Genomic DNA, 14,187 nt, shown 5'->3' on the forward strand with positions numbered 1-14,187 from the left:
GTTCCTTGAGTGCTTGTATAAATAACTCGTCAAACTTAAACCAACTTAATATCCAACCAGTTAAAAGAAAACTTATAATCATCATTTCCTTTTTCTGCCCCCTGTTATATGAACCTTTTGGTAAATACAATTTTTTTGTTTATTGATTTCTTAAATCTTTTGCACAACAAAAGCTTTTGAAAACGGAAATGTATAAAAAAATTGCTTTATTTCAACTCGATTGGAAACTGTATTCAATATTTGAATGTATTCAGCTGTTTTACTGAAATCAGAAATGACTAATCGACCATTTGGGCTTAAAACTCGCCACATTTCAAGAATCGCCTTCCTTCTTCCTTCTACACTTTTAATGTTATGGACTACGAAGTTTGAGACAACAACATCGAAACTTCCGTCCGAAAATGGAAGTTCCCGAGCGTCTGCATCCACGATGTCGATTTCTGCCACACTTTCAGCAACCATATTAGCTTGTAGTTTAGCTTTTCCATTCCCTCCCAAATCCCATTTTGACCAAACATCAGTGGCTGTAACCTTACAACCCCTTTGAGATGCGGAAATAGCCAAAAGTCCACGACCTGTTCCCACATCAAGAAGTTCATCACCTGATTTAGCTTGCGCAAGGCTCAAAATCACCTCTCTGTGTGCGATTTTGATTGTTGTTGAGTATATAAACATCCATAGGCCCGACACAAGACAAATCAAACCATAGCCCAATACAAACCCATTGACTGAACCAAACACACCCAATAACGTAAATACCAGCCCGATAATAATTAATAAGGCAACCCAAAACGGAGCGTCAACCCCATATCGCATGGTAATTTTCATTTATCTTGACCTCCTTTCCTACCCTGCATATGAAAAGCACTACATAGTGTTTTCAATAAAATGACCCGTTTTTATATTTCCATATTATAGCATTAATACCTTTTTATTTGAAATGAAATTCTTGTAAAAGCCTTTATTGATTGTATGTAATATTGTTCTCCGCCCCTTTCATTTCGATCTTCCTCTTCTTTTGAAATACAAAAAAGACTACAAGAAGAAATCCTTCTCATAGTCAAATTTAAGTTCAAAATAAATCTCTCCCACCTAGTGAAACGAATATATCGAATATATAGTTTAAGATATTATGATGTCTTCTAATCGATGACGATTAATTGGCCAAACTAAAAAGAACCTTTGTAGGCTTTAGTCACCAATAGAATTCCAAATGCACTTAATATTTCTCATCACAAACATCATTTCAGTTTAATTTATCACAACCTTACATTTTTATGGATACTTTTGTAAATAATCATATAAGGTTTTAACTCACTATTACAATTTTTATGTAAAAGCTTATAGACCAATAACAGATACAAGTCTATAAGCTAGTTGTTGCATTATTGTTTTGGTGTATTTGCGGTAAGTGGATTGCTGTTTGCTACTAATTGTACTGGTGTCGTGCCTTGTTGATTAGATTGTGCCATTGGTTGTGCGTTGTCGACATTCGCCATCCCAAAGTGTCTCACCACACCATAAATAGTAGCGGCACCAATAATTCCCCATGTTAAAAATCTCACTGATGATTTTCCTCCTTTCACTTTTAAATGTTTAAAACAGCTTTAGTATTGGATATCCTATGCGGTTTATACTGTGTTAGCTTTATGAGTTTATTAAAGCTCCTTTATTTACATATATTAGGATCACCACCAAATGTTGTGGATGACATTTGTTAAAACTTATGTCACCATTGGTTCAGTATTGTTACATGAGGCAAAAAAATGGGCAGAAGAACGTAAACTAGACTACTTGGAGTTAAATGTATTAGCAGAAAATATTGGCGCTATTAACTTGTATAACAAACATGGATTTAAAGAAATGTGCCATACTATGCGCTTAGAATTTTAAAAAACTGAAACCGAAAAAACAGATAACTAATGGTGTCTGTTTTTCTATAAAAAGAGCATCCTCTTTAGGACGCTCTCTAAAAACAATCAATAATATTTATTAAAAAAACCAATAATAACGTTATTTATTTTTTCTAAATAATCCTCTGAAGGGAAATGTCCCATATTAAATGATTGAAAAATAGTCAAATTTGGTATGACTTGTTCAGCTCTTTTTTTGATTTTCTTTTCTGGAAAGAAAATATCCTGTTCTCCAGCGATAATTAATGTAGGTGAAACATAATTTTCTAATTCTTTTCTAACTGTTAATTTAGGCATCTCTTGCTCTAATTTGACGTAACGAAAAATATCTCCAATAATCTGCCGATCCATCTCTTTCATGCAATTGGCAGACATTCTATCGGTAATTTTCTCAAGATACTTGGCTGACGAAGAATTTTTAAACATCAGCAAAGGGATTAAGATATGTTGAATCATCTCCGTTTTGGAGCCAAGTTTTAATCCAGCAGGAGAAACAAGTACAGCACAATCAATCCTATTTGGCATATAGGTTGCTAACCTTAAAATGATACCCGCTCCGTATGATGGACCTAAGAAAGCACATTTCTTAATATTAAAATAATCCATCAACTCAGCTATCCATTGCGCAAAGCTATTATCTTTTGCTGAAATTCTCTTTTGCTCACTATATCCTGGATGACCAATCGTATCCGGCGCATAAATTCTATACTTTTGTATTAGCGGCTTAAACCAGGATAATGTCATCGGATTAATGCAATTCCCACCTTGAAAAACAAACAATGGCTTTCCTTCTTTTGGACCCGCTATTAGCACATGTGTTTTTCCAATGGATATATCCACAAAAGCTCTTTCTACTTCAAAATCAAATGAATTTAAATACTGTTCATAGTGCTTTAAAATAGCCAATCTACCTTTTTCACTGTTATAAATGGAATGCTTCATAAGATCCCTCCTGCATTAATTTTACAGGATTTAGCTATTATTAATATGCTTTTTAATTAAAATATGTATTCTTCACCATCCTCCGGCACGTATACCTGAGCAGCAACTCCTCTTTCGTTGATAAAGCTTCTTAAATCCGCTCTTGATAATGTCCAATGATTGACCGCTTCCATATGACTAACGATAATTTTTGCGTTCGGAGCAGCTTTGTGAACTTCATAAATATCATCTTTCCCCATTATGAGAGAACCTCCCTCCAAAAATTGATTGTCTCCCCCATTAACGACAATAATTTCTGGATGATTTTTTTCGAGCACTTCTTGAACTCCGTCATACCATACAGTATCTCCAGCGATATATAATTTTTTCTCATTTGGATGGTTAAAGACAACACCACACACTTGACCAATAAATTTTAAAATTTCTCCTCTGCCATGTTGACCTTTTGTTTTAGTTAATTGAATACCTTCAAAAACAGTATCTTCTTGTAAAATTTCCACATTGATAAAACCAGCGTTTTTAACTTCATTCGCATCTTCTTCATTTTGCACAAACATTTTAAGGTCTTTCGGTAGTACTTCTTTAGCGACTTCATCAAAATGATCTAAATGTAAATGAGTTACGATTACAGCATCGACATTAATGAGATTTTCAATGGATGTTGGTAATTCAACTAATGGGTTATTTTGATTTTGTCTCACAGAATTTTGAATAGGTGGATATGCACCTTTATTTGCTAAAACTGGGTCAACTAAAAATCTTTTCCCTCCATATTCGAGTACTAAAGTGGCATTGCGAATTTGTTGAATTTTCATTTTTATAACTCCTTTTCTTTAAATTACATTTAGTTTATACTATGTCCAAATAGTAATTACATAGATAAAATCAAGTCTTTTAGCGATTTGACTTGAATAATGAAAGGAGTTACTACATGTTAGATAGTACGGATCTGCGTATTATAGATGAGCTTTCAAAAAACAGCAGGATTACGATGAAGGAATTGGGTGAAAAGGTTCATTTGACTGGGCAAGCAGCGGCGTCGAGGGTGGCAAGACTTGAAGATAATGGGGTTATTGAGAGCTATACAATTAATGTGAATCACATAAAATTAGGTAGCCATGTCCATGCATTTATTAATATTTATACGAAAAGTCCGTTTCACGAACCTTATCTGTCGTTTTTAAAAACTCAGCAGCACTTTGTTCAAAATAACTTTAAAATAAGTGGCGATAGTTGCTATCTTCTTGAATGTCGATTCCCGTCAAACGAAGTATTAGATCAATTTCTAGTCGATTTAAATAAGCATGCAAACTATAAATTGTCTATTGTCATTAGAAAATAGTGAGATACCAGGCTCTCTCTGTGGATTGCCTGGTATTTTTCAATTACTTAATGTAACTATAAAGCTATTCAATTCTCCACTTTTACATAACACTACCAAATAACTTCCCATCAATATAGGCATCCAGCTTCCACATACCGCCTGTTGGAAAAGTCATATTTGTTGGAGCATGGTTATCTGCCCCGCTGTTCGGTCCAAGTAACTTAGCATCTGTAACCAACTCAACTTCTTTATGCGTTAATTGGTAGGTACCCTTTACACTAAGAAAGTCTCCTTTTCCCCTTTTATTGTTTAACGTTCATTTTTCATTTTTTGTTACAAAAACAAAATTTATCATTGTCATTTCCGTAATATTCTAAGTGTAATTGCGCAATCTAAAACGTAACTAAACAATAACGGAGGTTATAGCAATGAAAAAATTCTTATATATCGGAGCAATGGCAGCATTCCTACTTACTGCATGTTCTTCTCATGACGAAGCTCCAGCTAGTGAACAAGCAGAAGCAAAAGAAAAAACAGTCAATGCCGAAACAAAAGAAAATCTTGAGAAAAGTTTTCTATATGAATCGGAAGATCCGTTTGCAAAATGATTGAAGAAGACAGATAACTTATTGGTTATCTGTTTTTCATTATGTACTTCCAAATATATTTCACTAATTTAAACATGATTATTATTGAGAACAGAAAAACAAATTTTTGATTTAAAATGGGCTAGAAAAAGATGACCAAATTAGAGCCGTCTATATGAACGGTTCATGAACAAATCTAAATGCTCCAAAGAATATATTTCAAGATATCGTCTACGTTGTCACTGAAATCCCTTCGTTAATAAAAGATACGTCATTTGAGACTTTGTGATGATTTAAAAAACGATCAATCTTATCATGCGGATTTTGATCAATCATATGCGTATCTTTTGCACTTTGTGGACAGAAACCGGATAAATCTTTTGTCTTCCTATCGATGATGACATGACCAGCTATTTATTTCATGTTAGAAATTTACCGTCTAATACAAAAAAGCATTTAAATGCAGTACAATAACAAGCTGTAAAGTTATTTTAATTGATCATTCTTTTTTTATAAACTGACCGGGCTCTAGAATGTAAAAACTGCACCCCCATTATTAATTGGGGATGCAGCTCATATTAAATATCCTTATTTCTCCATCAATTCACGCTTAAATTGCTTTGATTTTTCTTTCTTTTTAAGAACAACAAACGATATTTCTGTACCTTGATTTGGTTTACTTTTTATACGAAGTCCCTCACCGTAATGTTGTTTTAAGCGAAGATCTGTATTAAGCAATCCAATCCCACTTGAAAACTCCGTTTTTCTTACAAGTAAACGTTCCAACGTAGCTTCATCTATTCCAAAACCATCATCTGACACAATTATTTCAATATAAGTGTCGTAATCTAAAATGCGAATATGAATATTCCCGCCGGTTTCACGGGGCAAAATACCATGTTTCAAAGCATTTTCAATCAATGGTTGGATAGTCAGTGATGGTATCATGACGTCAGTAGATACTTCCAATTCCCACGTTACATTTATCCGCTCCCCAAAACGTTCCTTATGAATATATAGATAAGATCGAACAAGATTTAACTCATCCTCAATCGGCACAATCTCATCAATATTTTGAAACTTAAATGATTCCCTTAAAAAATCACTCAGTGCTTCAAGTAGCTTACTAGTGCGCTCGATATCAATTTCACTTAACGTAATAATGGCATTTAATGTATTAAATAGGAAATGCGGTTGTATTTGTGCCTGAAGCCAAGCTGCCTCCATACGAAGCCTTTCTTGTGCAGATTGTTTAACGTCGGTTAGTGCCTTTACTCTTGATCTTAACTCTAAAGCATCCACAGGCTTTGTGACGTAATCATTGGCACCAGATAAAAATCCGTTTTCAATGTCTTGAGGCTGACTTCTTGCCGTAAGAAGTAACACAGGAAGTTCTGTTATTGAAAATTGCTGACGAATTGTACGTACTAATTCGTATCCAGACATATTTGGCATCATCACGTCTGATATGACCAGATCCCACTCTTGAATCATTAAAATATCGAGAGCTTTCCTACCACTTGTGACTGTTACTAAGTCGTATTTTTCTATTGAAAGTATGTTTTCGATAACTCTTAAGTTAACTGGATCATCATCAACGACCAATACTCTAGGTCGATTTGCTTCGATGATTGAATGATTTTCAATTTTATCATCAAATGGATTTGTTGATGTCACTACCGTTGATTCTTCCATCGCATTTGATAACATAGCTCCATTTTCTGTAGCTTCTTGCTCATCAGTTAAATCAGATATCGGTAAAGTAAAAGTAAATACCGACCCTTTTCCTACAACTGATTTTGCCTGTAATGTTCCTCCGTGTAGTTCTACCAAACGTTTACTAATACTTAGTCCTAGCCCAAATCCACCTTCAATCATTGCCTTACTAATGGTACCTTGCTCATAAGGTTCGAATATATGTTGGATGGTTTCCTCATCGATACCAATACCAGTATCCGAAATCACAATTTCCGCCATACCATTTTTCACAAAACCTGATATTGTCACTTCACCTTCGTTCGTGTATTTCACTGCATTATGAAGTAAATTGAAAACAATTTGAATAACCCTATTTTCATCAGCAACTACTTTTGGAAAATTTTCAGGGATTTGATTTATTAACTGAATCTGTTTTCCTTCTCTCATCACATAGAGCATATCTAATACACCCGATACGATTGTGTGAATCGAGAAAGTTCTAAGTTGCAACTTGGGATTATTGTCTTTTAAGCTCATAACATCCAGTAAATCATTTAACATAAGTGACATACGACGTCCTACAGACAGCACAGTTTCTAAATCCTTGACACTTTTGTCACTGAGTACACGTTCTTCTCTTTCCAAAACAGCTTTTGAAATGTTAAGTATCCCATGAAGTGGATTTCGTAATTCATGAGAAGTATTGGCAAGAAATTCATCCTTTAACTTATCTGTCTTTTGAAGCTTAATAGCAAGTTCTTTTGTATCCGAATATACTTTAGAGTAATCTTTAAACCATAATATAGCTAAACATGCCATTGATATTATAAGATCAAATGGATACATGATCACTTTTATACCAAAAATGATAAATAGACCATCCCAAATATTATTATTGACAAATGCTAATATGGCAAGAAGTAAAAAAATATTACTTCCGATTTCTTTAATAGACTTTCGCATTAAAGTTAGGATCGTTATAACCATTGGGATTCCTAAAATTATAAGATAAATGCCTTGATTGGTTATTACATAGCGTGTAGGCAGCACGATTGCCAACAATGCAGCGATGCCACAGAAAATACTGAACCAACGTATATACCTTCTCACATTATGAGGCAACCATTGTTTTATACATTGAAGCAGTGAATAACCTATGCCGACCATAGCAAGATGAACTAACTTAAAGCCCCCATCATAACTAATCGGAAACCAATAGGATAATAATTTATCATCGCTTGCTAATAAGTAATAAAGCATATTACTAAACGATAACAGTGAAAAGTGAAGTAATCTTACATCCTTATTCCCTACCAAAAATAAAATGATGGAATAGACTGCGTGTATTAGAAATACTATTGCTACTAGTTGTTGCATAGCTAATGATAAATTAGTTTCCCGAGCTAATATATCTTCTTTTCCAAATTTAATGGAGCGCACAATTCCACCATTACGAGGATCCTTAAAGTTAGCAGCCTGAACTATGATTTCGATCTCGTTGTGACCGTTTGCTTCAAAGGAAGCAGTATACGGAACATTATTGGCGACTGTTTTTTCAGCATTCTCCCCAATTTGACCTGATTTCGCCAGTTTTCTACCATTTACATATATTTCTGAGGAACTCCGAACACTCGGAACTCGAATACTGTAAGTTATATTGTCTTCTGGATTGACGAGTAATTTTAAGCGATAAGAACCGAAACCATAGGGAGTGATCTCTCCCTCTTGTAAAGAAGTACCCCACCCTCCTGGAACCTGTATGTATTTTGCATGATCCTTCGTGGATTTTATATGCTTATCTTCACTAATCAACCAATTATAAGGGTAAAATTCCCATTCCCCATCGAGTGTAATGGCATGACCGTCATTAAAATTCCAATTTCTCAAATCCATTTGCCCTTTTACAGCATAGGGTTGATCTGTATTATCAAATAATTGTAGCCATAAAATTCGTGAGCCTGTTAGAAACATAGTAAACAAGCAAATGATGAGAACAATTTTTCTCTTTTTCATTAATAATCATTGTCAAAAGGTCGTTTGTGTTTTTCTGTTAACACAAGCCCCTTAGGCCAAACTACACCTCCTACGATATATTATCCTAACATGGTTACAGTTACATTTAAATCTAATTTTTAATTATAAATCCAAATTTACAATGCTGTAATATGATAATGTCGATGATTGTTTAACAGCTGGTTTAATGAAAAAGTCAAATTTTAGGTAGTCAATATCGTACAATAAAAGCTGAAAAATTTGTGCTACACTTACTTTCATATCCCGAAAAGAAGGTGTTCATGAGATGTTAGAAGAAAGAACCGTTCATTTTGATCATGATCTACAAATTGAAGCTTATCGTTTCTGTGGAATCATGCAAAAATTCCCAAACCACTTCCACGAATACTTTGTGATTGGATTCATAGAAAGTGGACAAAGACGATTAACTTGCAAAAACAAAGAATATATCATCAATACCGGTGATTTAATATGTTTTAATCCTCTGGATAATCATGCATGTGAACAGATTGACAACAAAACATTAGATTATCGTTGTTTAAATATTAAGCCTGAAATCATGCGAAAAGTAACGAAAGAGATTACTGGAAAAGACTATCTGCCCCAGTTTAAAACTCCAGTTGCTTATGTAAGTGAACAAACAAGCATATTACATAATCTTCATCAGATGATCATGAACGAATTACCAAATGATAAAAAGCAAGAAACATTTTATACACTAATCAAGCAATTACTTGACGAATATACAGAGCCTCCTAACGAAGCTAATTCTGATGCAAAAACAGAAATGATTAAAAATCTTTGTCAGTATATAGATGCACATTATCAAGAGCGAATTACTTTAGATGATTTAGCTAGAATGGCAAATATGAATAAATATTCTTTAGTACGAGCATTTACCCGTGTTCGCGGTATTACGCCGTATCGCTATCTACAAACAATACGTATCAATGAGGCAAAGAAGCTTTTGGAACAGGGAGTGACGCCATTAGATGCGGCCTTATATAGTGGTTTCGGCGATCAAAGTCATTTTAGCCATTTTTTTATGGAATTTATCGGTTTGACCCCTAAACAATACCAAAATATTTTCACTAAACTTGATTAATAATCGACTATTAGAAAGGACTAATATATGGAGAAAAAAAATACTGTTGGTCATACAGCAGCACTTATTACCGTTTTGATCTGGGGAACTACTTTCATCTCTACTAAAATATTATTGAATGATTTTACCCCAATTGAAATCTTATTTTATCGTTTTGTCATAGGTTTCGTTGTGTTACTGATGATCTACCCGCACCGACTCAAAGTAACGAATAAAAAACATGAATTCCTATTTGCTTCTGCTGGTTTATGTGGTGTTACGTTGTATTACCTTTTAGAGAATATTGCCTTAACCTTTACAATGGCTTCTAATGTTGGCATTATCAGTTCCGTCGTTCCCTTTTTCACAGCGATTCTCACATACTTATTTTTGAAGGAGGGACCATTACGGATCAACTTTTTCATTGGATTTATTGTTGCAATTACTGGGATTTACCTGATCAGCTTTAATGGTACTTCGAAGTTCCAACTAAACCCCTTAGGTGATTTATTAGCTGTAATTGCTACGCTCGTTTGGGCTACTTATTCTGTATTGACTAGAAAAATAAGCGGTTACGGATATCATACAATTCAAACGACAAGAAGAGTGTTTTTTTTCGGTATTTTATTTATGATGCCTGTCCTTTTCCTATTTGATTTTGAATGGGAACTGAAACGTTTTACAAATCCAGTTTCTTTATTCAATTTATTATTTTTAGGTCTTGGTGCTTCTGCTCTTTGTTTTATTACATGGGGCTACGCTGTTAAAATACTAGGGACCGTTAAAAGTAGTATTTATATTTACGCGGTTCCAGTCATTACAGTACTAACATCGATGATTGTATTACATGAACAAATAACTTATATGTCGGCATTCGGTATAGTTCTAACATTATCTGGTCTTGTTATTTCTGAGAAAAAACTTAGTTCAAAAAAAGCAGAAAACAACATGCGTCTTACAAAAACTTAATTAATGATTAAAAATCACCAGAAACTCAAATTGGAGTAGCTGGTGATTTTCATTTTTATCGAATTCTATATAGCTAAAATATGTTTAGGTTTATGTAATATACCTGTAGGCAATGCATCTGGCCTACTCTCCATATTGCGCCGAAGCTCATTATACACGGGTGGGCGTGTCAAAAAAACTTTAACTGTTTCAGCGCATATTCGGTGGTCATTGTTATGTTTTCTGGAATATCATTTATTGAAAACCACTGCACTTCCTCTAAAGCATGCGGTTCTCTATTATGTACTACTCCATTCGTAATACGAGCAGCGAAAGTAGGCGCGACATAATGAACATCTTCTGATTGAATAATATGGTTAGTCACACATACCAATCGTGTTATTTCAATGTCCACTCCAAGCTCTTCCTTTATTTCACGTATGACCGCATTTTCTATTGTTTCCATGTAGTCAACTTTGCCACCAGGTAAGCTCCAACAGCCTGCTTCAGGTGCTTTTTTACGTAAAACGAGTAAAATTTTGTTAGCCTTGTCTAGGAGAACTGCCCCCACGCCAACCTTTGGTAATTTCTCTTTTTCCATTTTTATTTCCTCTCCTATTAAGATTACCCTTTATCAAAAGCTATTGATCTAATAACAATAGTAAAATTAATTGAAACACATCAGTGAGGGATATTTTATCCTTGTTATTGATTAGATGAATCATACCTATATTCCTTTAACACATTTGCTAATATAAAGTTATTTTATACTATTAATTCTTAATTTGGTGATTACTTTTATCAGAGAGATCTTTTAATCTTATTGAAATAATTTATGCCTTTAAGTTAGATGATTACCTGCTCTCCTTTTTACTGCTTTACGTATTATAGATTGTAGAAAGGAGGTAAGTTATTATGGGCTGTTCAGGTAGTGGTTACGGCACAGGGTCCACTTTTGTCCTAATTGTAGTATTATTTATTCTTTTAATTATCGTTGGCGCTACTTTCATTAGTTACTAAAAAACGACACTGCCAATATCTCAAATGCTCATACTTTCCCTAGCGAAATAATAATTTATCCCTAACCTTCTAAAAGGATAACTAAGGGTCACATCCTCCGGTGACTCTTTTTTTCGCAGCGAGTTGCTCATGTTTGATGGACGAAAATAGAGCAACTCAATACATTCAACTAAAAATAGATCTTTTAGATTGCTAGCAAATCTAAAGAAATAATGGATTTTATTATTCGTCCCCTACATCCAATTCCTTTATAAATTTATATAAATACATACAAAAAAATGAAAGTCCAACAAATAAGAAAATTCCTCCAAATATGAAATTCGATAAAACATACCCTTTCTTTATTATTAAGAAACTTTCTGTATCCATGCTTCCACCCATTGTATTACTTAAGTACTCGTCTGCTGATTCAACACCAATTTCAACACGGTTTATTAATATTAAAAATCCGATTGCGATTAGGACAATTGTAAATATTCCAAATCCATACTTTTTTATATCCTTCATATTTCCATCCATTTTCTCCTCTTTCCCTTTTTTTTAAAGATTTAGTAATAAGTAAATGTTTATTCACGGTCTTGAAATAATTTGAATTCATCCTTTTTATTAGTACTAAAAGTGTTTGTTGTGGAAACGAGCATATCACTTATAATTTCGATTATTTTTTCCCACTATCATAGACAACTCACTAGGTTTGGAAATATAAACCCTTACCTACTGGCTGAACAGATTCAAGTACTGTATCAACCATTTCTTCATTAACTAGGGTCCTTATTATCCAAGCTACTAAATCTTGTGCCGCATAACAACCTGCAGCAGTCGAAATATTTCCTTCGTTGACAAAACTTTGTTCAATTACTTCTACATCAAATGCTTTAAGCTGCTCTACTACAGTTGGATATGTTGTAGCTTTTTTACCAGTTAATAAATTTTTCGCTCCTAGTAGCAACGCACCTGAACACATAGAGCCTATTAGTTGTCTTTTAGGATCTAAATGTATCTTGTTAAGATATTCTTGATTTCGATATAAATCTTGCACTCCCTTTCCACTTGCAAATATTACAGCATCAGCAAAAGGAATCTCAGATATGTTTCCTGTCATCGGTATCCGTAAACCTGACATAGATATTTGAGTTTTTTCTGTTCCTAATAGCTGAACATTCCAATCTGAAATTCCACCAACTAAACGTACACGATTTAATAAATCCCACGGTAAAAAAACATCTATATCAGTGAAATTATCGAAACAAACAATAGCAATTTTCATTTCCTAATCCTCCATTATTTAAATAATTAAACATTCCTATTATATCAATTTTAAGAATATTAAGGAAGTTCGAATATTTATTTCAGCGAGAGATCACTTATATTTCATCGTTTTAATGATAAAAACCAAGACAGTAATTAATCTATCTTGGTCCTGGCCATTTTATGATGTTTTAACCTTTATTAGAGAAAAGATATTAGTGTCATACGGAACACCGTTTTGGTGCATATAATTTTTTAATATCCCTTCTTTTTCAAAGCCTAATTTGGTTAATAGCTTGTTTGAAGCTTCATTTTCAGTAAATACAATAGCTCCAATACGCATTAAATCCATTTCTTGAAAGCCGAATGATAGTACTCTATTAACAGCTTCCTTTGCATAGCTTTTTCCCCAGCTCTCAGGAAAAAGTGCATAGCTGATATCAGCTCTTTTATGCTCAGTAGACCATTCTTGAAAACCAATAGTACCGATAATTCCTTCTTGGCCTTTTAATGCAATTCCCCATTTTATACCACGTTTTTCATCATAATTCTTTGAAAAATTGTTAATGATTTGTTTAACCTGCTCTAAACTTGTTAATGGATTTTGCCCATAATGGCGTAATACATCGGCATTAGAAAAGCAATTTAAAACATCTTGAGCGTCATGTTCAGTAAGTTCTCTTAACACTAATCGTTCGGTATCTAAAATAGGAAACATCTTCATCACTCCACTTCCAAATAAGGTATTATTTAATTCTATCTAATAAAAAGAGAGATGCATAACTAATTTTTTTAATATTTTATATTACTATGTTTTTTCAAAAAATAACTTAGCCTTGGGCGATTCCTACACTAATGAAAATAAAAATACAAAATGAAATGGTCTCTCGATCAAATCAACTTCTTAAAATGTTATCCTCAACTTGTAGCGCTGAACTAATTTATCATTACTTCAGGATTAATCCCACCATACATCAGGTGATTGGCCCTGAGTTCATTACTCTGTACAACATAGTATAAAGAAAAAAAGGAAGTATCATTTATTAATCGCACAGCATTGTCCCTATTTGATAGCACCGTATTCTCTATTTCACCAAAGATGCAAATGCCCCGCTGTAGCTTATCAGCCCTTATTTGTGGAGCTTGCTTATATGGGCCTAGATGAAGTGGGTAATCCCACTCAAGCGTATAGTAATTAATTTCAAAATGATCTAAAAGACAAACTATGTAGAAATGGACGCCGGTATATGGGAACCACATTTTGAAATAACAGTAGAAAGCCGCCATTAATCCCTTCTTCCCAGTGCCCATAGCTGTATATTAAAAAAGTAAATATATTATAAAAGCTGTTAGGTTTTGTTACAGTCTTTTATAATATATTACTTTTCCTTTCTTCAAATAATCCTGCTA

The 14,187-nt window shown here is 33.8% G+C and carries 16 protein-coding genes; 6 read left to right on the top strand and 10 right to left on the bottom strand.

Going from position 1 to position 14,187, the window contains the following annotated elements; translation table 11 throughout:
- Positions 1-150: 150 nt before the first annotated feature.
- Both ACQKMV_RS06790 and ACQKMV_RS06795 read right to left on the bottom strand, forming a co-directional pair.
- Positions 151-828: a class I SAM-dependent methyltransferase gene (locus ACQKMV_RS06790; protein ID WP_427503041.1), complete on the bottom strand. Its 678-nt coding sequence runs from the start codon at positions 826-828 to the stop codon at positions 151-153.
- 557 nt (positions 829-1,385) lie between these two features.
- Positions 1,386-1,565: a hypothetical protein gene (locus ACQKMV_RS06795; protein WP_427503042.1), complete on the bottom strand. Its 180-nt coding sequence runs from the start codon at positions 1,563-1,565 to the stop codon at positions 1,386-1,388.
- 133 nt (positions 1,566-1,698) lie between these two features.
- Between ACQKMV_RS06795 and ACQKMV_RS06800 the strand changes: the two genes are divergently transcribed.
- Positions 1,699-1,893, top strand: coding sequence for a GNAT family N-acetyltransferase (locus tag ACQKMV_RS06800; protein WP_427503043.1), 195 nt, complete (start codon positions 1,699-1,701; stop codon positions 1,891-1,893).
- An 86-nt stretch (positions 1,894-1,979) separates the two neighbouring features.
- Here the strand turns inward: ACQKMV_RS06800 and ACQKMV_RS06805 are convergent, their stop codons facing one another.
- A complete protein-coding gene (locus ACQKMV_RS06805; RefSeq protein WP_427503044.1) occupies positions 1,980-2,855 on the bottom strand; it encodes an alpha/beta fold hydrolase in 876 nt (291 codons plus the stop codon).
- Between the two features lie 56 nt (positions 2,856-2,911).
- A complete protein-coding gene (locus tag ACQKMV_RS06810; RefSeq protein WP_427503045.1) occupies positions 2,912-3,670 on the bottom strand; it encodes an MBL fold metallo-hydrolase in 759 nt (252 codons plus the stop codon).
- A 116-nt stretch (positions 3,671-3,786) separates the two neighbouring features.
- Between ACQKMV_RS06810 and ACQKMV_RS06815 the strand changes: the two genes are divergently transcribed.
- Positions 3,787-4,197, top strand: a complete 411-nt coding sequence (locus ACQKMV_RS06815; RefSeq protein WP_427503046.1) for an Lrp/AsnC family transcriptional regulator — start codon at positions 3,787-3,789, stop codon at positions 4,195-4,197.
- Positions 4,198-4,279: 82 nt separating this feature from the next.
- On the opposite strand, the gene ACQKMV_RS06820 is transcribed toward ACQKMV_RS06815, so the two are convergent.
- Complete coding sequence (locus ACQKMV_RS06820) at positions 4,280-4,417, bottom strand: hypothetical protein (RefSeq protein WP_427503047.1); 138 nt, start codon at positions 4,415-4,417, stop codon at positions 4,280-4,282.
- A 190-nt stretch (positions 4,418-4,607) separates the two neighbouring features.
- Between ACQKMV_RS06820 and ACQKMV_RS06825 the strand changes: the two genes are divergently transcribed.
- Entirely contained in the window at positions 4,608-4,787 is a 180-nt protein-coding gene (locus ACQKMV_RS06825) for a hypothetical protein (protein WP_427503048.1), read from the top strand.
- A 567-nt stretch (positions 4,788-5,354) separates the two neighbouring features.
- On the opposite strand, the gene ACQKMV_RS06830 is transcribed toward ACQKMV_RS06825, so the two are convergent.
- Positions 5,355-8,477: an ATP-binding protein gene (locus tag ACQKMV_RS06830; protein ID WP_427503049.1), complete on the bottom strand. Its 3,123-nt coding sequence runs from the start codon at positions 8,475-8,477 to the stop codon at positions 5,355-5,357.
- Between the two features lie 286 nt (positions 8,478-8,763).
- Between ACQKMV_RS06830 and ACQKMV_RS06835 the strand changes: the two genes are divergently transcribed.
- Both ACQKMV_RS06835 and ACQKMV_RS06840 read left to right on the top strand, forming a co-directional pair.
- Positions 8,764-9,582, top strand: coding sequence for a helix-turn-helix domain-containing protein (locus tag ACQKMV_RS06835; protein ID WP_427503050.1), 819 nt, complete (start codon positions 8,764-8,766; stop codon positions 9,580-9,582).
- 27 nt (positions 9,583-9,609) lie between these two features.
- Positions 9,610-10,530 (top strand): DMT family transporter, encoded by a 921-nt coding sequence (locus tag ACQKMV_RS06840; RefSeq protein WP_427503051.1) that lies wholly within the window; start codon positions 9,610-9,612, stop codon positions 10,528-10,530.
- A 169-nt stretch (positions 10,531-10,699) separates the two neighbouring features.
- Here the strand turns inward: ACQKMV_RS06840 and ACQKMV_RS06845 are convergent, their stop codons facing one another.
- Positions 10,700-11,110, bottom strand: coding sequence for an NUDIX domain-containing protein (locus tag ACQKMV_RS06845; protein ID WP_427503052.1), 411 nt, complete (start codon positions 11,108-11,110; stop codon positions 10,700-10,702).
- Positions 11,111-11,424: 314 nt separating this feature from the next.
- Between ACQKMV_RS06845 and ACQKMV_RS06850 the strand changes: the two genes are divergently transcribed.
- On the top strand, positions 11,425-11,529 hold the full coding sequence (locus tag ACQKMV_RS06850; RefSeq protein ID WP_427503053.1) for a YjcZ family sporulation protein: 105 nt from the start codon (positions 11,425-11,427) through the stop codon (positions 11,527-11,529).
- A 222-nt stretch (positions 11,530-11,751) separates the two neighbouring features.
- Here the strand turns inward: ACQKMV_RS06850 and ACQKMV_RS06855 are convergent, their stop codons facing one another.
- From ACQKMV_RS06855 to ACQKMV_RS06865, 3 genes are all read right to left on the bottom strand, one after another.
- Positions 11,752-12,048: a hypothetical protein gene (locus ACQKMV_RS06855; protein WP_427503054.1), complete on the bottom strand. Its 297-nt coding sequence runs from the start codon at positions 12,046-12,048 to the stop codon at positions 11,752-11,754.
- Positions 12,049-12,217: 169 nt separating this feature from the next.
- On the bottom strand, positions 12,218-12,796 hold the full coding sequence (locus ACQKMV_RS06860) for a DJ-1/PfpI family protein (protein ID WP_427503055.1): 579 nt from the start codon (positions 12,794-12,796) through the stop codon (positions 12,218-12,220).
- A 162-nt stretch (positions 12,797-12,958) separates the two neighbouring features.
- Positions 12,959-13,495, bottom strand: a complete 537-nt coding sequence (locus ACQKMV_RS06865; protein ID WP_427503056.1) for a GNAT family N-acetyltransferase — start codon at positions 13,493-13,495, stop codon at positions 12,959-12,961.
- Positions 13,496-14,187 lie beyond the last annotated feature (692 nt).

It is taken from the genome of Lysinibacillus sp. NPDC094403, from assembly GCF_050278745.1.
Taxonomy (GTDB): Bacteria; Bacillota; Bacilli; order Bacillales_A; family Planococcaceae; genus Lysinibacillus.